The 17,973-nt window shown below is 63.3% G+C and carries 16 protein-coding genes and 1 tRNA gene; 10 read left to right on the top strand and 7 right to left on the bottom strand.

Features of this window, described 5'->3' with window-relative positions:
• Positions 1-17 precede the first annotated feature (17 nt).
• The 3 genes from CDI09_RS02900 to CDI09_RS02890 all read right to left on the bottom strand — a co-directional run bounded on the left by CDI09_RS02900 (position 18) and on the right by CDI09_RS02890 (position 3,465).
• Positions 18-2,093 carry a putative bifunctional diguanylate cyclase/phosphodiesterase gene (locus tag CDI09_RS02900; protein ID WP_236944637.1) on the bottom strand — a complete coding sequence of 692 codons (2,076 nt, stop codon included), beginning with the start codon at positions 2,091-2,093 and terminating at the stop codon, positions 18-20.
• A gap of 400 nt (positions 2,094-2,493) precedes the next feature.
• Positions 2,494-3,045: a cytochrome b gene (locus CDI09_RS02895; protein WP_078524917.1), complete on the bottom strand. Its 552-nt coding sequence runs from the start codon at positions 3,043-3,045 to the stop codon at positions 2,494-2,496.
• A gap of 57 nt (positions 3,046-3,102) precedes the next feature.
• On the bottom strand, positions 3,103-3,465 hold the full coding sequence (locus CDI09_RS02890) for a hypothetical protein (RefSeq protein WP_078524919.1): 363 nt from the start codon (positions 3,463-3,465) through the stop codon (positions 3,103-3,105).
• 252 nt (positions 3,466-3,717) lie between these two features.
• Here CDI09_RS02890 and CDI09_RS02885 point away from each other — a divergent pair, with 252 nt between their 5' ends.
• Entirely contained in the window at positions 3,718-4,239 is a 522-nt protein-coding gene (locus tag CDI09_RS02885) for a hypothetical protein (RefSeq protein ID WP_078524921.1), read from the top strand.
• Positions 4,240-4,289: 50 nt separating this feature from the next.
• Here CDI09_RS02885 and CDI09_RS02880 read toward each other — a convergent pair whose 3' ends face one another.
• Positions 4,290-5,294, bottom strand: coding sequence for a ferritin-like domain-containing protein (locus tag CDI09_RS02880; protein ID WP_078527783.1), 1,005 nt, complete (start codon positions 5,292-5,294; stop codon positions 4,290-4,292).
• A gap of 211 nt (positions 5,295-5,505) precedes the next feature.
• Complete coding sequence (locus tag CDI09_RS02875) at positions 5,506-6,180, bottom strand: ATP-dependent Clp protease proteolytic subunit (protein ID WP_078524923.1); 675 nt, start codon at positions 6,178-6,180, stop codon at positions 5,506-5,508.
• 211 nt (positions 6,181-6,391) lie between these two features.
• Here CDI09_RS02875 and CDI09_RS02870 point away from each other — a divergent pair, with 211 nt between their 5' ends.
• The 5 genes from CDI09_RS02870 to CDI09_RS02850 all read left to right on the top strand — a co-directional run bounded on the left by CDI09_RS02870 (position 6,392) and on the right by CDI09_RS02850 (position 12,178).
• Positions 6,392-7,414 carry a hypothetical protein gene (locus tag CDI09_RS02870; RefSeq protein WP_078524925.1) on the top strand — a complete coding sequence of 341 codons (1,023 nt, stop codon included), beginning with the start codon at positions 6,392-6,394 and terminating at the stop codon, positions 7,412-7,414.
• 90 nt (positions 7,415-7,504) lie between these two features.
• Positions 7,505-8,746 carry an LL-diaminopimelate aminotransferase gene (locus CDI09_RS02865; RefSeq protein WP_078524927.1) on the top strand — a complete coding sequence of 414 codons (1,242 nt, stop codon included), beginning with the start codon at positions 7,505-7,507 and terminating at the stop codon, positions 8,744-8,746.
• Between the two features lie 26 nt (positions 8,747-8,772).
• On the top strand, positions 8,773-10,113 hold the full coding sequence (locus CDI09_RS02860) for a homoserine dehydrogenase (RefSeq protein ID WP_078524929.1): 1,341 nt from the start codon (positions 8,773-8,775) through the stop codon (positions 10,111-10,113).
• A gap of 219 nt (positions 10,114-10,332) precedes the next feature.
• Positions 10,333-12,033 carry a single-stranded-DNA-specific exonuclease RecJ gene (gene recJ, locus CDI09_RS02855; RefSeq protein ID WP_408884485.1) on the top strand — a complete coding sequence of 567 codons (1,701 nt, stop codon included), beginning with the start codon at positions 10,333-10,335 and terminating at the stop codon, positions 12,031-12,033.
• A gap of 69 nt (positions 12,034-12,102) precedes the next feature.
• Positions 12,103-12,178: transfer RNA gene (locus CDI09_RS02850), tRNA-Glu, on the top strand.
• 290 nt (positions 12,179-12,468) lie between these two features.
• Here CDI09_RS02850 and CDI09_RS02845 read toward each other — a convergent pair.
• On the bottom strand, positions 12,469-13,509 hold the full coding sequence (locus tag CDI09_RS02845; RefSeq protein WP_078524933.1) for an NAD-dependent epimerase/dehydratase family protein: 1,041 nt from the start codon (positions 13,507-13,509) through the stop codon (positions 12,469-12,471).
• Positions 13,510-13,996: 487 nt separating this feature from the next.
• On the opposite strand from CDI09_RS02845, the gene sodC reads away from it, so the two are divergent.
• The 4 genes from sodC to CDI09_RS02825 all read left to right on the top strand — a co-directional run bounded on the left by sodC (position 13,997) and on the right by CDI09_RS02825 (position 16,985).
• Positions 13,997-14,533: a superoxide dismutase[Cu-Zn] gene (sodC, locus tag CDI09_RS02840; RefSeq protein ID WP_205836675.1), complete on the top strand. Its 537-nt coding sequence runs from the start codon at positions 13,997-13,999 to the stop codon at positions 14,531-14,533.
• Between the two features lie 335 nt (positions 14,534-14,868).
• Positions 14,869-15,198 (top strand): hypothetical protein, encoded by a 330-nt coding sequence (locus tag CDI09_RS02835; RefSeq protein ID WP_078524935.1) that lies wholly within the window; start codon positions 14,869-14,871, stop codon positions 15,196-15,198.
• A 123-nt stretch (positions 15,199-15,321) separates the two neighbouring features.
• Complete coding sequence (locus CDI09_RS02830; RefSeq protein ID WP_078524937.1) at positions 15,322-16,719, top strand: amidohydrolase family protein; 1,398 nt, start codon at positions 15,322-15,324, stop codon at positions 16,717-16,719.
• Positions 16,720-16,733: 14 nt separating this feature from the next.
• Positions 16,734-16,985 (top strand): hypothetical protein, encoded by a 252-nt coding sequence (locus CDI09_RS02825; protein ID WP_078524939.1) that lies wholly within the window; start codon positions 16,734-16,736, stop codon positions 16,983-16,985.
• A 6-nt stretch (positions 16,986-16,991) separates the two neighbouring features.
• Here CDI09_RS02825 and CDI09_RS02820 read toward each other — a convergent pair whose 3' ends face one another.
• On the bottom strand, positions 16,992-17,693 hold the full coding sequence (locus tag CDI09_RS02820) for an acid phosphatase (protein ID WP_167370179.1): 702 nt from the start codon (positions 17,691-17,693) through the stop codon (positions 16,992-16,994).
• Positions 17,694-17,973 lie beyond the last annotated feature (280 nt).

Raw genomic sequence — 17,973 nt, 5'->3', positions numbered from 1 at the left:
GAAAAAATTCGCGCCTCTCAGGTAGCAGGACTGAATACAGGAGAAGAGACGGCGCGTATGGAACCGGCGGCTGGGCCCAAACCGGTCATGTCCGCGGCCTGGGCCGACTGCGCGGGGTGACCGATCAGGTAACCCTGGCCTTCGTCACACCCTTCGGCGGAAGCGATGCTGAACTGCCCCCTGGTTTCGATCCCCTGCGCCAGGACCGATATGCGCAGCGCGTGGCCCATGAGCAGAATGGAACGCACAAGCTGCGCCACCACCGGGTCGGTATCGGCCTGCTGCATGAGCGAACGATCGATCTTGAGCTTGCTGAAGGGGAATACGCGCAACATGTGCAGCACCGAATGGGCACCGCCAAACTCATCAAGGGCCAGTCGCACCCCAAGGGCCTGCAGGCTGCTGGCCATGGCCAGCGCGCGGTCAGGATTGCGCTGCACGGTTTCTTCCGTGATCTCGATGACCAGCCGGTCAGCCGCAAGCCCGCTGCGGGCAAGATTTTCCTGCACCGCCACAACAAAGCGCGGCTGGAGGAACTGGGCAGCGGACATATTGACCGCAACGCGGATGTTGTCATCCCACCCTGCTGCTGCCTCACAGGCCGTCTGCAGTACCCATTCGCCAAGTTTGATGATGAGGCCGCTCTCATCGGCAAGCTGCAGGATCTCGGGGGGGGCTATGGCGCCGCGCTCGGGGTGCTCCCAGCGCAGCAGCGCCTCGTAGCCCGAGATCTCACCCGTCGCCACCACGGTCTGCACCTGATAGAACAGCGAGAGCTGCCCGTTGGCCATGGCGGTTTTCAGGTCCTCGCCAAGGGCGCGGCGCTCACGCATGTTCTGGTCAAGCGTGCTTTCATAGTACCAGATGGTGTGGTGCGGATCGGTCTTGGCGCGGTACATGGCCATGTCCGCGCGCGAGATCAGGGTCTCGCTGTCGCTTGCATCGACGGGATAGACCGCAACGCCAATGCTGCCGCCGCTTGTCACCACGTAATCCTCGATGGGGATCGGCTGGTTGAGCGCCTGCTGGATCCGCTCGACAAAACCATGCAGCTCGACGCTGTCGGACGTGCGGTGGATGGCAATGAACTCATCACCACCAAGACGGGCCACGAACTCGCCATCCGCAAGCAGGGCGCTAAAGCGCTCAGCCAGCGTGGTCAGCACGATATCGCCCGCCGCATGGCCACGGGTATCGTTGATTTCCTTGAACTTGTTCAGGTCAATGCCAATGACGGCAAACTGCTCGCCATCGCGGTTGGCCCGGCTGACCTCGTTTTGCAGCCGCTCGTTGAAGCTGATGCGGTTGGGCAGGCCGGTCAGCCCGTCCGACATGGCCATGCGGTGCAGTTCCTCATAGGATTCCTGCCGCACGCTGCCATCAATGACAAACGAGGCGATGCCGGCAATGAGCATGAGCATCGTGCCCCCGATGACCGAGAGCCCCAGCGCCAGAAACTGCCCGTTATCGTGCGCGGTCATCATGTGCTGCGGCATGGCCACCACGCGCATGGCCTCCATGCCGGTAAAATGCAGCCCGGCGACCGCGCCCACCAGCACCAGCGTCGTCTCGATCTCGCGGCGCGGATTGACCGGCCGCAACGCCAGCATCAGGGCCGTGGCGGAGAAGCCGACACCAATCAGCACGGAGACAGCCACAAGCAGCCCGTTCCAGGCCACGGGCGCATCCAGCCGGTAGGCGGCCATGCCGATATAATGCATGCTGGCAATGCCAAGCCCGAGCACGGCGCCCCCAAGCATGCAGCCGCCACGACCATACAGGCGCACGGCCAGCATCACCGCAAGCGGCATCGCGCCCAGCATGACCAGCAGCGAAAGCCCCGTGCGCAGCGGGTCAAGGTGCACCTCGGCATGACAGTGATAGGCCAGCATGGCGGCAAAATGCGTGCACCATACGAAACTCGCGCCCGCCATGCCGGCAAGGCAGTACCAGCCCAGGCGCTGGCGGCCATGGGTCTGCGCCACCCGCGTTACCAGCCGCATCGTAATCCACGCGCCTGTTACGCATACAATCAGCGCACCAGCGAGTAGGAAGGGATCATACACCTTCAGTTCAGAGATATGATTGCTCATGACTTCCATTTTTGAGCGCCCGATACCATGCGTTTACGAGAACAGGTTCCAACAAACACCTGGCTCCACACGGGGTATTGTGGAAACCACCTAGCATCAACGCGCTTACAACAAGGGCATCCAACGGAAAATCAGCCATTTATTTTTATATTTGCTGAGATTAATCATATATTATTAAACATTCATCGATAATGCAACAAAAAATTGTCCTTGGGAAAAGCCATGAATACCTTAGAGCACCCTCGGTCCGGATGGTTAAAGGTATTTCCTATTCGAAAGGCGTAATGGACAAAATTTAAAATAACAAAACTTAGGCTTATATTCCTATTTTTTTATTTGCATCCAGATGATCTGTACTTCTGAAGATGCCATTAGGATACCCATCCTCATTCCATGCCTGTCAGGGCAACATCCGCTGAAAAATTCGGTCACGATAAATGAACAGGTGGTAAAACCCCGCAAATCCATGAAAGAGCGCCACGCAGAACAGTAACCATGCGTTCCAGTGATGTAATCCGGAAAAAAAGGAATGCGTTCCATGCATTAACATGGGCAGAGGCGAATTGATCGGCACGCCAAACGCCATGACGGGCCGCCCGGTGGACCAGCGCGCCATGTAGCCAAACACAATCTCGCCGCCGAGCAGCATATAGAGCAGGCGGTGCACGCTGCGCGCCACGCGATCCTGCATTGTCACGACAGGAAAACGAATGGCACGGCCGCCGGTCAGGCCCCATGCCACGCGAATGATGAAGACCGCGGCTAGCACCACACCAAGCGAGGTATGCGTCGCGACCAGAAAAGGCCGCCATGCCGCCGTGCGGGCCATGAGATGCCAGCCCACCTGCCCCACCACGAACTGCTCGAGCACCAGAACGGCGGTCAGCCAGTGCAGCCACCGTGTCTCCCAACTGTAATGCGCAGGCGGGGAAGGAAGAGAAGATACGGTCATCTGGCGGTCTCTAATCAAAATTACCTATAAGAAGGCCACGGCCCAGGTGGGCCGCCGTCAGTTGACGCCAGGCAAAATCGCGCTGTCCTCGCCACCAATGTTCATATTGGTGTAGCTGCCATCGGTCATGCCAGGCGCTGCGCTGCCGGATGCGGAGCCGGGCATCATCATCGCGCCGCTCATCTGGTCGGATTCCGCATTATCATTCTGGAACTGTGGCACGCCACCGCCGGTTCCGGTCTCGGGTGCACTGTAGGCAGGCGGCATGCCCGTTCCATCATCCTGACCAGCCGCATAGCTGCCCCCATCTGAAGCCGCGCCTGCCGAATGGCTGCGCGCATGGGCCACACCTGCCGACCCGCAGGCCAGCAATGTGCCAAACGCAGCAATCGCCAGCCCCTTCGTAATATGACCCGCCATGCGGTTACTCTCCCTTTTATGAAGCATGGAGCTGTTTCCATGGCCCTCTTTTAAATTGGGGCAACAACCCCATATTACCAATGTTTATCGCGCATGCATGAACGGCGGGACATTCCTGCCACGCATGGGGCATGCGCGCGTGCCATGTAGCATGTAACACCCGCAGGGGTGCATGGTTGTTGTCATGAAACGTAACGGAGCGCACAGTCCGCCCCACTGCGCCCTGACAACTGCCGCGATGGAGAATGAAAAATGACCAGACTCGCCACCCTTCCCCTGTCAGAACTCATCGTCGTGCCTGACCTGCTGGCCGCACCGGCTGGCACCGTGATGCTCGCCTCGGAAGTCTCGCGTGATGACCAGAAGATCGTCATCCGCAGCCGTCTTGTCGGCCCCGATGGCGTAACGCCGGGCCTTATCCTGATGACGGCGGATACCCGCGGCTATTTCGCCCCCGATGAAGCCTGCGCCGCCTTCGTGCGCACCGCCATCGATGTCACCGCCGCCATGCCCCTGCTCCTGACGAAGATCGTGCCCGGCTTCCGTTACAAGTATGACGCCGTGGTGCGCGGCGATGTGTGGCAGCTGAAGGATGCGGCGGGCCAACCGTTCACCGGTCTTGCCATTGGCTCGTCGGATGAGGAGGAAAGCAAGGTCTTCGCCTATGCCCGCATCGAAGGAGGCCGGATTGGCGATATCGTGCCCGGCGAGCGCGTGGCCTATCTGGGGCAGCTTGATTTCGGGGCCGGCCCCGCAGTGCCCACGCTGGGCTGAACCCATTTCCCCGCCCGCACCAGGCGGGCGGGGAACGTTACGGGCGCGGGTTACGCCGCGCCGGGCTGGCTTTCAAGGCTGGCCGAATTGGGCGTGCGCGGCAGGAAGAAGCGGATGATGCGCGCAAGGTTGGGCGCAAGCCTGGGCCGCAGCAGGCGCGGGTCATAGCCCGAGAAGCGGCGCTCGTTCTCGATCAGGCAGATGTCGATCATGTCGCGCAGCTTCACATCGACATCGGCTACTTCCTTCGTGCCGTTGACGGTGAAGTTATTGTCCTGCTCATGCCTGTTGCCATCGGCATCGAACGTGGTGACCATGCCCAGCCGCTCATAAAGCAGGAAGAACCAGACACCGAGCACACGCGCCTCGAACCACGGGCGCTTCCACCACGGCATGGTGGCGCGATGCCAGGCCAGCCAGTTGGCGAACAGCAGGATGTGACGGCATTCCTCCTGCATCACCGGCTCGAACGTGTCGATCAGCGCAGGCGGGAAGAAGGCGGATTTCTGGGCGATGGCGAACAGGCCGAAGGCGAAGAAACTGTCCACGCATTCTGAAAAGCCAGTGACCATGTAGGCCCATTCCACATCACGCGGCTCGATGTAGGGCGGCTCGGAAGCAAGCGGAATGCCGTAGGCCTCCACCATCTTGGACAGCACTTCCTTGTGCCGGTTCTCCTCCCACGCATTGCGTGACAGGGCGTCCTTCATGTCCGGGTCGTCGATCAGGCGGGCATAGGCGGCCATGCGCAGGCGGGCCTTGCCTTCGGTCTGGACCGCGATGTCCCAGATCGGCAGGGAGGTGACGCGGTGCAGCGTCTCGGCATCGAGTTCGGGCCACTCGATGACGGATGGCTTGTAGGGGTTGAAGGTATCGCGGAACATGTCCGCCACGGCCTTCTTGTGCGCGGGTGAGCCTGGCTTGAGCGGGCCAGCAACCGGGCTGGACCAGTGCCGCGCATTGAAATCGGCCTTTGCCACGGCATCCGCCGTCGCGGCACCCGGATCACGGGCTTCAGGCAGTGTTGTGTAAATGTCGGAAAGTGATTTCGTCATATCGGCTCGCTGTTCGGAACGGTGTCGCGTGAATACGCCGGCCGATGAGGCGTTCATTCAAACTGCCTGACACCCTCGTTGCCGGTTCCCATATCATAAGTCCATGCAAAATGCAGAACTGTTATCTGGAATCCGCGGAAGAGGGTCTCCCCCTCCCGCGGAATGGAACACCAGCATTATGGGCGAGCCCGAAACGCCGCCTTGCCCTAGATCAATGCAGGTCCGAGATCTTGTCGATCACGCGCGTCACCAGACCATAGGCAATCGCTTCGTCAGCGGACATCCAGTAATTACGGTCGGTGTCCTTGCACACCTTCTCGTAAGGCTGGCCGGTCTCGCGGGCGAAGAGACGGTTCAGCCGCTCGCGCATCTTGATGATCTCGCGGGCCTCGATGTCGATATCGGTGGCAGGGCCGCGCACGCCACCCATGGGCTGGTGCAGCAGGAAGCGCGTGTTGGGCAGGCAGTAGCGCCGCTCCTTGTTGCCTGCGGCGAAGATCAGCGCGCCAGCGGATGCAACCCAGCCCGTGCCGATCATGTTTACCGGCGCGAGCGAATCGACAAAGCGGATCATGTCGTGAATGGTGTCGCCACTTTCCACATGGCCGCCGGGCGAGTTGACGTACACATCAATCGGCTTGTCTGACGCACCGGCAAGGGCGAGCAGGCGGCCGGTCACGTCACGGGCGATCTTGTCGTTGATCGGACCGAACACCAGCACCTTGCGCTGGTCGAACAGGCGGCTTTCAAGCTCGCCAATAGGCGAGGACAGCGTGCGGTTCTTGTCGGGCTCCTCGGTTTCCGGGCCCTGGGGTTCGGGGATATCGGGATCTCTCGGGTCTTCATCATCCATGCGGATGCGGTAGTTCGGCTGCATGCCGTTCATCGGGTTCTCCCTCTTCTCCGGGACTGTCCTGGTCATGCCCTTATCCTGCGCTGCCTTGCGCCCGGTGCCAAGTCCCGACCTTGCAATCGGGTGGAGAGGTGACGCACGTCATGACGCAAGTGACGCAACCCCTCTCGCTAAGAGCGGCATTGCAGGCTAGTTTGCCCCGGTCGTGTCGTGTGCAGGCCACAAGGGCCATGGGAGCTAGAGATTGGGAAAGCGGGTGCCATCGCCAAGTCCCGGAAGATTTTTTTTTCCGCCATCGTGCAGCGCGCGTGCCGCACGGCCCGCCATGCTGGCCCTGTGCGCGGCAGCGCTTGCGGGCTGCGTGCACCACCAGGACACGGTCGATACCGTGACGCAGTGGTACCACCAGTACCAGGGCGGCGTAATCAGCCACCAGCGCCCCCCGCCGCCAGGCACCCACCAGCCCTATCCCAAGATCGGGCTTGGCCCGCACAAGGCGCCTGAACTGCCCTCGCCCGACCTGCGCGAGGACATTACCGCCGACCTCGAGGCCCAGCACGAACTCAACGAGCGCCAGGACGCGATCATGGGCACCATGCCCACGATGGCGGATATTCCGCCCATTCCCTCGCACACGCAGTTCGGCACGGAGTCCGCCTCGCTCAAGGCGGCGGACAGCCCCGCCACGCCTGCCGGCACCGCCGCCACGGCCACCCCGGCGCCACAGGGCACGGCCATGAACGCCGCCACCGCCCCCCGGACCGGGCCGGACGGCCGCCCGCTCTATGGCAGCAACGGCCTGCTGCTCATGCCCGAGGTCTCGACCATGGTGAGCGAACACCCCGAGGCCATTCCCGCCAACCTGCCACCCATAGCCCAGGATGCCCCCGCCCTGCCCAAGGTGGGCGGCATCACCCTGCCTGACAACGCGGAGCGTGACGGGCTCGACCTGCCGAACTACCACCTTGCCAGCGCCGATGACGGGCCAACGGTGCACTTCCTGCCCGGATCGGACCACATTGCCGATGGCGAGGACGAGGTGGTGAACAACGCCGTGAAGGAACGCGGCGGCAATTTCATAATCGTGAACGGCTATGGCAACGCCAGCAACGCCACGGCGGAAGGGCAGACCGCCGCCCTCAACCTCGCCATCCTGCGCACCCGCACCATCACCACCATGCTCGTGGCGCGCGGCGTGCCCGCCGCGAGCATCGTGGTGCGCGCCCATGCCTTTGGCAATGGTGCAAGAATTGCAGTGCTGCGCTAGACTGGCGCCGCAGGCCCGGTACGCGGGCCCGCATGAGCTGATTCGCAACCCGGCGCGCATTCATTTCGCCCGCCCGTAACAGAGCGTCCCATGACCGAAGAATTCCATCGTATCCGCCGCCTGCCGCCCTATGTCTTCGCTGAAGTCAACAAGGCCAAGGCCGCCGCCCGAGCGCGGGGGGAGGATATTATTGATCTCGGCATGGGCAATCCCGACACGCCCACGCCGCCGCATATCGTGCAGAAGCTGGTCGAGACCGTGTCGGACCCGCGCGCGCACCGCTATTCGGTCAGCCGGGGCATTCCCGGCCTGCGCCGGGCGCTTGCGGGGTATTACGAGCGCCGCTTCAACGTAAAGCTCGACCCCGAAACCGAGGTGATCGCGACCCTCGGCTCAAAGGAAGGGCTGGCCAACCTCGCCTCCGCCATCACCAGCCCGGGCGACACCATTCTGGTGCCCAACCCGTCCTACCCCATCCATCAGTTCGGCTTCATCATCGCGGGCGCGTCCGTGCGCTCCATCCCGGCCACGCCGGATGATGAAATGCTCGAGGCGCTCGACCGCGCGGTACGCCATTCGGTGCCCAAGCCCACGGCGCTGATCGTCAATTTTCCGTCAAACCCGACCGCGTACCTGGCCGATCTCGATTTCTACCGCAAGCTCGTGGCGTTTGCGCGCAAGCACGAGATCTGGATCCTGTCCGACCTGGCCTATGCCGAGATCTACTTTGGCGACAACGTGCCCCCCTCGATCCTTGAAGTGCCGGGGGCGAAGGATATCGCGGTCGAGTTCACCTCGCTGTCCAAGACCTATTCCATGGCGGGCTGGCGCATGGGCTTTGCTGCGGGCAACCCCAAGCTGATCTCGGCGCTGACGCGCATCAAGTCCTACCTTGATTACGGCGCGTTCACCCCCATTCAGGTCGCGGCGGTGGCAGCACTCAGCGGCCCGCAGGACTGCGTTGCCGAAATTCGCGACATTTACCGCAAGCGCCGCGACGTGCTGATCCAGGGCCTGCACGCGGCCGGGTGGGACGTGCCCTCGCCCGAGGGCTCGATGTTCGCCTGGGCGCCGATTCCCGGTCGGTTCCGCGAACTCGGCAGCGTTGGCTTCTCCAAGCTGCTGCTCAAGGAGGCAGGCGTTGCGGTCGCGCCAGGCCTGGGCTTTGGCGAACATGGCGAAGGCTTCGTGCGCATCGGCCTGGTGGAAAACACCCAGCGCCTGCGGCAGGCCTGCCGCTCCATCCGCCATTTCATGACGGAACATGGCGGCATTGCCCCCACCAGCCAGCAGGCCGCCCCCCTGCCTGACACGCAGCCCGCCCATTCATGACGGCCCACTCGGTTGACGGAAAACAGATGACTTCTAAACCTTCTCCCACGCCCGCACCCAAACCGCCCCTGCGCATCGGCATTGCAGGGCTGGGCACGGTTGGCGCTGGCGTTATGAAACTGCTGCGCGAGAACGCGGCCCTGATCCGCGCCCGCGCCGGGCGCGAACTGGTCGTGACCGCCGTAAGCGCGCGCGACCGCACGCGTGACCGTGGGGTCGACCTGACGGGTGTTGCATGGTGCGACACGCCCGAGGAACTCGCCACCCACCCCGATGTGGACGTGGTGGCCGAACTGATTGGCGGCGCCGAGGGCGCTGCCCGCCTGACCGTGACCCGCGCACTGGAAAACCGCAGGCCGGTAGTGACCGCCAACAAGGCGCTGATCGCCATCCATGGCGCGGAGCTGGCATGCACGGCGCAGGCGGCGGACGTGCCGCTGATGTTCGAGGCGGCGGTGGCCGGTGGCATTCCCGCCATCAAGACCGTGCGCGAAGGGCTGGCGGCGGACCGCATCCTCAAGATCGGCGGCATCCTCAACGGCACGTGCAACTACATCCTGAGCGTGATGCACGAGACCGGCCGCGACTTTGCCGAGATCCTGGCGGATGCCCAGAAGCTGGGCTATGCCGAGGCCGATCCCTCCACCGATGTGGATGGCATCGACACCGCCCACAAGCTGGCCATCCTTGCGGGGCTGGCCTTCGGGCGGCCGGTGGTGTTCGCCTCCGTTTATATCGAGGGCATCCGCCGCATTGGCGCGCTTGACCTGCAGTTCGCGCGCAAGATGGGCTACCGCATCAAGCTGCTGGGCATTGCCCGCCAGCATGAAAATGGCATCGAGGCCCGCGTGCATCCGTGCCTCGTGCCGCAGGATGCCTCGATCGCGCAGGTCAATGGCGTGTTCAACGCCGTGGTGGCGGAAGGCGCGTTTGTCGGCCGCCTGATGCTGGAGGGCCGGGGTGCGGGTGAAGGGCCAACGGCCACCGCCGTGTGCGCCGACCTGATCGACATCGCGCGCGGCGCCGCCATTCCCGTATGGGGCTGCGATGCCGACAGCCTGACGCAGGCCGTGGCCCTGCCCGCCAAATCGTTCGTAGGCGAATACTACCTGCGCCTGAACGTGGAAGACCGCCCCGGCGTGATTGCCGACATCACCGCCGTACTGCGTGACAATGGCGTCTCGCTGCGCAGCATGCTCCAGCATGCCGATGCACATGAAACCCGCCCCGACGGCACCCACGCCGTGCCGCTGGTGCTGCTGACCCACAAGACCAACGAAGCGGCCATGCAGCACGCCCTGCACCACATTGCCGAACTGGCCGCCGTGCTGGACGAGCCTGCCCTGATCCGCATCGACGCGGGCTAGAAACGGCGCGGATGGGCGCGTATCCATCCGCGCCCCGTCGCTGACCCCGGCCCCACGCACAAGGACCTGCCCGTGCCTGTTACCGACCTGACATCTCCCGCCCCCGCCGCGCAACTGGCAGGGGACGGGGCGGTTCCCGCCGTGCTGGGGGTAACCCACAGCGTGACAGGGCGGCGATGGACATGGCGCGCGGGCAGCCAGGCCAGCCACGCCGACCGCATGGGCATGGCCATTGCCCAGCAGACCGGCCTGCCCGAGATCGTGGGCCGCATGCTGGCCCTGCGCCATATCAGCCCCGAACAGGTGGAAAGCTACCTCAAGCCCGTCATGGGCCGGATGCTGCCTGACCCCTCGACGCTGGTGGACATGGATGTGACCGCCGAGCGGATGGCGCGCGCCATCCGCAATGGCGAGACCATCGGGCTGTTTGGCGATTATGACGTGGATGGAGCCTGTTCCACCGCACTGCTGACCGCCTTCCTGCGCACGCAGGGCTGCACGGTGCTCACCCACATCCCCGACCGCATGACGGAGGGCTACGGCCCCAACATCCCCGCCATTGAAGCCATGCAGGCTCAGGGCGCCAGCCTCATCATCTGCCTCGACTGCGGCACGGCGGCGGTCGAGGTGCTGGAGCATGTCAGCCAGCGTGGCGATGTGATCGTGCTCGACCACCATCAGGTGCAGGGCGCACTGCCCCGCGTGGTGGCCACGGTCAACCCCAACCGGCCTGACTGCCCCTCCGGCCTGCGCACCATCTGCGCGGCGGCGGTGGCCTTTCTGGCCGCCGGGGCCACGACGCGCCTGCTGCGCAGCCAAGGATGGTTTGACACCCATCCCGACCCCCAGCTCAAGAACAGCCTCGATTTGGTTGCCCTGGCTACCGTGTGCGACGTGATGCCGCTGACCGGGCTGAACCGCGCCTTCGTCATTCATGGGCTGAACATCATGGCACAGCGCGGGCGCACGGGGCTTGCCGCCCTGCTTGAGGCCGCGGGCGCACGTGACCCGCTCTCCGCCTTTACCTGCGGGTTCGCACTCGGGCCACGCATCAATGCCGGGGGGCGCATTGCCGATTCCGGACTGGGGCTGCGGCTACTGCTGTCAGATGATGCCGCCGAGGCGCAGGCACTGGCTGACAAGCTGAATTCCGTCAACCACAACCGCCAGAGCGTGGAAGCCGGCATTCTGGACCGCGCCATGAAACTCGCCGCCGCCCAGCGCGAACAGGGCCATGCCGTGCTGGTGCTGAGCGGGCGCGACTGGCACCCCGGCGTGGTGGGCATCGTGGCCGGGCGCATAAAGGAAAAATTCAACCGCCCCGTTCTGGTGGGCGCGGAACTTGATGATGGCAGCGTCAAGGGTTCGGCCCGCTCCGTGCCGGGGCAGGATGTGGGCGGCGCCATCATTGCCGCGCGGCAGGCGGGGCTGCTGACATCAGGCGGCGGCCACGCCATGGCGGCAGGCTTCGGCCTGCCTGCCGAAGGGGTTCCCGCACTGCACGACTTCCTCGACCGGTACCTGGCCTCCGCCGCCGACCTGCCCGATGCGGTGGACCTGACCATCGACGCCGTGGTGAACGTGGCTGCCGCCGACGTGGCGCTTGCAACCGACATGGATCGCCTCGCCCCCTTTGGCCCGGGCAATGACGAACCGCTCATCGCCCTGCCCCGTGTGCGCGTGGCCTATGCCGAGCGGATCGGGCGCGAGGGCAATACCCTGCGCCTTACACTTCAGGGCGAAGACCGTGGCCCACGGCTCAAGGCGCTGGTGTTCCGCGCCAATGAAAGCCCGCTCGCCCCGGTGCTGGAAGACCGCGACACGCCCCCGCTCCACCTCGCGGGCTGGCTGCGGGCCGAGAGCTGGAACGGGCGGACATCAGCCACGTTCTTCATCCGCGATGTGGCGATCGCTCAATAATTTCAGTCTTTTTTGCATTAGGGGGTTGACCCGTCCCCCGTGGCGGGATAGTTACCGCTCACGCCTTTAGTCCCGTTCGTCTAGAGGCCTAGGACACCGCCCTTTCACGGCGGCAACACGGGTTCGAATCCCGTACGGGACGCCAGCGACTTTGCCGCAGTTCTCTGCGGAAGCCACTGATTACAGGCATTTCTTTGCTTTCCAATCTGTTGAGCCTTGAGCCAATCCAGACGCTGACGGATTTCCGTTATTTGCGGGATGGCTCATAGAGTGTTTGAAAAAACAGATCATTGATGAAAAGAAGAACAGTTTGGGGATGTCGTCTTTTTTTTAAGCGGCAACGTCATCTGAAGCTTTTTGAAAAAAGCTTCACCAAAAACGTTCATGATTTCAGGGCATGACTGAACGTTCCTGTTCAGGCGACCTTTAAGCACATCAATATTGCCCGCCGATGCGCGGGATCACGCCCTGCTGCTGCTGGCGTTCGATCGCGCCGACCAGGACGGCAAGCGGATTGGCATCCTGTGCATATCCCGCCAGCCGGATTTTCGTCATATCCGATATGACGTCGGCCTCCATCCCGAACACGAAATCTCCGAACCCCCAGCCGACAGCCCTGGCAAAATCGGGTTGCACCAGATCCTTTCCGATCCGTTCCCAGATCGGGGCAAGTGCTGGCATGTGCCCCGTCAGGGAAAACGGGATGGGCTCCCCCACCACAAGGCCGAAATGCCGGGCCAGAGCTTCCCAGATCCGACGCCACCGGAACGGCGCATGGACGTAGTTGAACGCCTGCCCGGCCGCGGCATCAGCCGTTGCCGCCCACAAACTTGCCCGTGCCAGCGCATGGGCATCCGTAACCTGCGCCAGGCACCGGTCATATGTCGTGCATGAGCCCGGAAACCGGAACGCCGCCCCCTCGGCGGCACAGATCGCGGCATACGCCCCGATGACGGTCGCGATGTTCATTGCGTTGCCCGCAGCATCACCCACAACCACATCGGGACGCAGGATCGTCCATTCCGGGCCACCGGCCGCATGGCGCGCCCGCAGTTCGCGTTCCTGGGTAAAGTAGAAGTTCGGGCCGATCGGGCGCGGGTTTTCGTCTTCATAAAACGGTGTGGAAACCGGCCCGAGATGCACGCCATAAACCTTGGCGCCCTGATAGAGCACCACGCGCCGCAGCGGCGCGCCAGCATGCTTCAGCCCATCAAGCAGGTTACGCAGCATCGCCGAATTGCGCGTATCCTCCTCCGCCAGTCCCCCGCCAGGACCGTAGGCCGCGTAAAACAGGTGCGTGCACTCCGCCGACCGCAATGCTTCCCGTGTCTGCAAGGCATCGGTCAGGTCGGCACGGATATGCCCATGGCTGCGCGACAGGCCCTGCGCCTCCCACCCCGGCGTTGTGGCAAGTTCTTCCAGCAGGGCCTTGCCAATAATGCCATTTGCGCCCGCAACCAGTGCCCTGTGAACCATGCCCGTTCTCCTGCTGGACGGTCATGATACGGCAAGCAGGCACATTCCGGTGGCCTGAAACATGCGCGACAGGCCAAACGTTTTGGTGATTGTTCCTGTGCGTTACCGGCTGCCGTCCAATGATGTCACCATATCCACGCCGCTCCCTTCCCTGCGCGAGCAGATGATGCAGACCGGCGGGATCAAGTGAATGCTTCAGGCGAAACGATCCGCGAAGTCCTCGGCTTTACTTACGGCACAACGGACATATGCCCACACACCCGGCCCTGACGCCGCAGGACAGGCAACGGCGTTGCCCATGATCGGGCGGTGCCGTTTTTTTCGTGGCATGGCCCTTTCCTCACAAAGAGTTGGATTCCGCTTCCCCACGCATGGGTCAAGACTACGTGCCCGATCACACCGCGTGGCGGGTGGCCATGGCGCGCCCCGGCGGCCAGCGGCCCGCGCATCGCCGCAGCCGCCACGTATCCGCCGAAAGGAAATTTTCATGCCCATACGACGTCTCCGGCTTCTTGGCCTGCTGTCCCTCGCCTGCGGTTTCGCGGCGTTCGCCTCCCCGGTCCGGGCGGCGGACACGGCCTCGGGCGAACTGACGGGCGCGGATGGCGCGGCGCACGGGTCGATCCATGTCACGGCGGCGCCGAAGGGAGTACTGCTCCGCATCGAGGCCCATGGCCTGATCCCGGGCTGGCATGGCGTGCATTTCCATGAAAAAGGCACGTGTGGCGTACCGAAATTCACCAGCGCGGGCGCGCATGTCCATGCCACGACGCCGGTGGTCCATGGGCTGCTGAACGCGAACGCCAACGATGCGGGAGACCTGCCCAACATCTTCGTCGGGCAGGATGGCAGCGTGACGGTGGAGCTTTATTCCACGCTGGTCACGCTCAACGGCACGGACGGGCGGCCGGGGCTGATGGACCCTGATGGATCGTCGCTGGTCATCCACGCCAACCCCGATGATTATCGCAGCCAGCCCATTGGCGGCGCGGGGGACCGCGTGGCCTGCGCGGTAATCCAGTAAAGCCCGCGCCAAGAGAGTGCCATGACCCGTCGCGGCCGCGCCCGTTCTGGCGCCAAAGCCTGCATGTGAGTGCTCCCGGCTGTCTTGCAACAGGCACGGAGCCGCGTGCCATCAAGCCCGGTCAGGCATCCGGCCCGGCCATCTGAAACCTTATATCCCGCGTTCCACACCAGATGGAACGCGGCCCCGGGGCCATCCTTTACAGCGCCCGCAACCAACCCGGAGCGATGCCCCGATACGCTGCCGCCTGCATGGCTGGCAGGCCCTGCGTCACCTTTCCACCATCATGACGAAGTATGGCATACTGCCCCGCTACCGAGGGAGGTAACAGGCTTATGGAACCGTGGAATTCATTCACGCTGTTTGGAAAATCCGGCACGCTCTACCAGTTTCATCGCGTGCCCTCGCCCCTGCCGGACCAGGCGGGCGTGTTTCTGCTCACCACTGTCATGGGGTCCACGGCGAAGGGGGGGTCATGGCAGTTTCTTGAACCCGAAATCGGCACGGTTACATCCCTTTCGCGCCAGTGGGAGAGCGTGGTCAAGCCCGCGCGTGAGGCGAAGGCGGAAAGCGATGACGTGCTTGTCTGCTTTCCAGAAAGTGGCGACGTGCAGGACGCCTTTGCCGACCTGATTGAAGGGGGCGCGACCCGCCTGCCCGCCTGAACCGCCTGAACCGCCTGAACCGCCTGAACCGCCTGAACCGCCTGACCGGCACGGACGTGAATGGACGCAGGCGCGCCAGATGGTCAACACTGCGCCATTACCCGCGCCTGATGGAGGTTCTTCATGCCCCGCGTCCACCCTGCCCTGATGGCCGTTCTGGCCAGCCTGCCCGCCCTGTGCGGCACCGCCCACGCCCAAACGGCAAAACCCGTGCTGCTGCGCCATGCCACCGTCATTGACGGCACGGGGCAGCCTGCGCAGGCCGATACGGACATCCTGATTGAAAACGGGCATATCACCGCCACGGGGCATGGTCTGAAGCCGCCCGCCCATGCCCGCGTGCTCAATCTGTCAGGGCTGAGCGTGCTGCCGGGGCTGATTTCGGATCACAGCCATGTGGGTCAGGTCAGCGGCACCCATAACGGGGCGGAAAATTATACCCGCGCCAATATCCTGTCCGAACTCGCGCAGTATGAGCATTATGGCGTGACGACGGTGGTGGCGCTGGGGCTGAACCGCTCCCCGCTGTTTGATGACCTGCGCCGCGAACAGCATGCGGGGCGCAACCCTGGCGCCGACCTGTATGGCGTGGATCAGGGCATTGGCGCGCCCGATGGCGTGCCACCTGAAAACATGTTCCATATTGGCTCCGATCAGGTCTTTCGTCCCACCACGCCCGCCGAGACACGCGCCGCCGTCAACCGCATGGTTGATGAAGGCACGGACCTGATCAAGCTGTGGGTGGATGATTTCCGCAACGGTGTGCCCGGCGCGCGCCCCCTGCCCAAGATGCGGCCTGCGATCTACCGCGCCGCCATTGCGCAAGCGCACGCAAGGGGCAAACGGGTGGCGGCCCATATTCATGACCTGGCCGATGCCCGCGCCCTCGTGGCGGCGGGCGTGGATATTCTGGCCCACGGCGTGCGCGACAGGCCCATTGATGCGGCGCTGATCAACGCCATGCACGCACAGGGCACTGGCTATATCGCCACGCTCTCGCTGGATGAGGCCGGTTACATCTTTGCCGAGAACCCGCAATGGCTTGATGATCCCTTCCTGTCCTTCGGCCTCTCGCCCGCGCTGCGCCAGCAATTTGCCGACCCCGCCTGGCGGGCCAGAACGCTGGCGGCGCCCCTGACAGCCGCCGCCCACCGGGCGCTGGCCATGAACATGCAGAACCTCATGGCGGTTTACCGCGCGGGCATTCCCGTAGGCTTCGGCACGGATTCCGGGGCCACGCCGGTGCGCATTCCCGGATTTGCGGAACATCGCGAAGTGCGGCTGTCCATCATGGCCGGGCTTACGCCCCTGCAGGCCATTACACTGGCCACGGGCGATGCAGCACACCTCATGCACCTGACCGACCGGGGCACCATAGCACCGGGCCAATGGGCCGACCTGCTGGTGGTGCAGGGCAACCCCACGGTAGAACCTGCCGCGCTGGACCGCATCAGACAGGTCTGGCATCGTGGCCAGCCGGTCACAGGCCCGCTGCCCGGCCAGCCATCTCCGCGCAAATGACAGGAACCCGCCTTATGCCCGCACGCAAAACCACCCTGAGCCTGGGCCTGCTGATCCCGCTGCTGGGCGTGCTGGCGGCCTGCGCCGGGCCTCAGGGCCCACAGCTTTCCGGGCCGGATGGCCCGATGATTTCAAATAACGACTGGAATGAACATAACTACGGCATGGGGTATTATTCAGGCCCGTATAATGATGGCTTCGAGGCCGAAGGGCTGGACGGAGGACCGCCCGATTATATGGGCGATGCGTTCTTTACCGGTCCGTGAAGCGGCTTAACGTATCTGTGTCAGGGGAGAAAAAGCAGCGGCATTGTGTTCAGCCGCACACATGGCCGGGACAGGCGCTACAGGCTGCTTTTCAAGGCCAGCAATATCAGCCTGCGCCGCGACAACCAGCGGCGCAACGCCAGGTTCGCTCAGGAACGCATTAAACAGAACGCTGCCGTTCATGTAACCCGCCCAAACATCACTGGCCCAATGCACGCCGCAGACTACCCGACTTTCCCCAAACACACGCCCGCGTTCCATTATGCCAGATACATGCCCAGGCATCAGATGCGCCAGCAACAGGGCGGTTGCCCACCCTTCCGTTGTATGCCCCGAGGGGTAGGCAAAGCTGGGCTTTTCTCCCACGGGGCGGGCAACGCATAACGGTGCGTCGGGGTCTTCCACAAACGGACGTGGCCGATGCCAGTATTTTTTCTCCGCCGAAACCGTGGATTTCAGCGCAGCCTTCATCCTGTCCAGCAGGGCAGCCAGGTTGGGGGCCCGGGCCGCATCAAGCCGAAAACCCGCGGCGCAGGAAAAATCATCCAGTAAGACCGGTGTTTCAAGATCGCTGTCATGGGCTGCCAGCATCCAGCGTTCCGTATCTTTCAGCGCCCGGGTCGCCTTGAAAATATACCGGTCATCACGATCCTGTGGGGAATCCGGAGTGGGCGGCGGCGGCACGAAGGCATTCCCTACCCCGGTCACAGCAGGGCTGTCCTGTGCGGCATGGGCCGGGAAAGAGGCAAGGACGGCAAGAACAGGCAATAGAAAAACAATACGAACGAATCGATATGAAATATCAACCACAATCAGCCCCTGCATTCATGCTTGAATTCATAACAGATCATGATGTCGCATCATGTTTCATGACATCATTACTCAAAACCACATCTGGATCACGCTAAGGCAAAACAAAATGAAAAAACAGGATCAGAAGTAAAATTCATAAAAAATACACACAGATGAAATAAAAAATTAAAAATAT

It is taken from the genome of Komagataeibacter nataicola (genome assembly GCF_003207795.1).
In the GTDB taxonomy this organism is placed as follows: Bacteria; Pseudomonadota; Alphaproteobacteria; order Acetobacterales; family Acetobacteraceae; genus Komagataeibacter; species Komagataeibacter nataicola.
This window is presented reverse-complemented; position numbering and strand designations above follow the sequence as displayed.

Coding starts and splice junctions, on each gene's coding strand:
- CDI09_RS02900 (WP_236944637.1), bottom strand. CDS start 2,093: ATGAGCAATCATATCTCTGAACTGAAGGTGTATGATCCCTTCCTACTC.
- CDI09_RS02895 (WP_078524917.1), bottom strand. CDS start 3,045: ATGACCGTATCTTCTCTTCCTTCCCCGCCTGCGCATTACAGTTGGGAG.
- CDI09_RS02890 (WP_078524919.1), bottom strand. CDS start 3,465: ATGGCGGGTCATATTACGAAGGGGCTGGCGATTGCTGCGTTTGGCACA.
- CDI09_RS02885 (WP_078524921.1), top strand. CDS start 3,718: ATGACCAGACTCGCCACCCTTCCCCTGTCAGAACTCATCGTCGTGCCT.
- CDI09_RS02880 (WP_078527783.1), bottom strand. CDS start 5,294: ATGACGAAATCACTTTCCGACATTTACACAACACTGCCTGAAGCCCGT.
- CDI09_RS02875 (WP_078524923.1), bottom strand. CDS start 6,180: ATGAACGGCATGCAGCCGAACTACCGCATCCGCATGGATGATGAAGAC.
- CDI09_RS02865 (WP_078524927.1), top strand. CDS start 7,505: ATGACCGAAGAATTCCATCGTATCCGCCGCCTGCCGCCCTATGTCTTC.
- CDI09_RS02860 (WP_078524929.1), top strand. CDS start 8,773: ATGACTTCTAAACCTTCTCCCACGCCCGCACCCAAACCGCCCCTGCGC.
- recJ (WP_408884485.1), top strand. CDS start 10,333: ATGGGCATGGCCATTGCCCAGCAGACCGGCCTGCCCGAGATCGTGGGC.
- CDI09_RS02845 (WP_078524933.1), bottom strand. CDS start 13,509: ATGGTTCACAGGGCACTGGTTGCGGGCGCAAATGGCATTATTGGCAAG.
- sodC (WP_205836675.1), top strand. CDS start 13,997: ATGCCCATACGACGTCTCCGGCTTCTTGGCCTGCTGTCCCTCGCCTGC.
- CDI09_RS02835 (WP_078524935.1), top strand. CDS start 14,869: ATGGAACCGTGGAATTCATTCACGCTGTTTGGAAAATCCGGCACGCTC.
- CDI09_RS02830 (WP_078524937.1), top strand. CDS start 15,322: ATGCCCCGCGTCCACCCTGCCCTGATGGCCGTTCTGGCCAGCCTGCCC.
- CDI09_RS02825 (WP_078524939.1), top strand. CDS start 16,734: ATGCCCGCACGCAAAACCACCCTGAGCCTGGGCCTGCTGATCCCGCTG.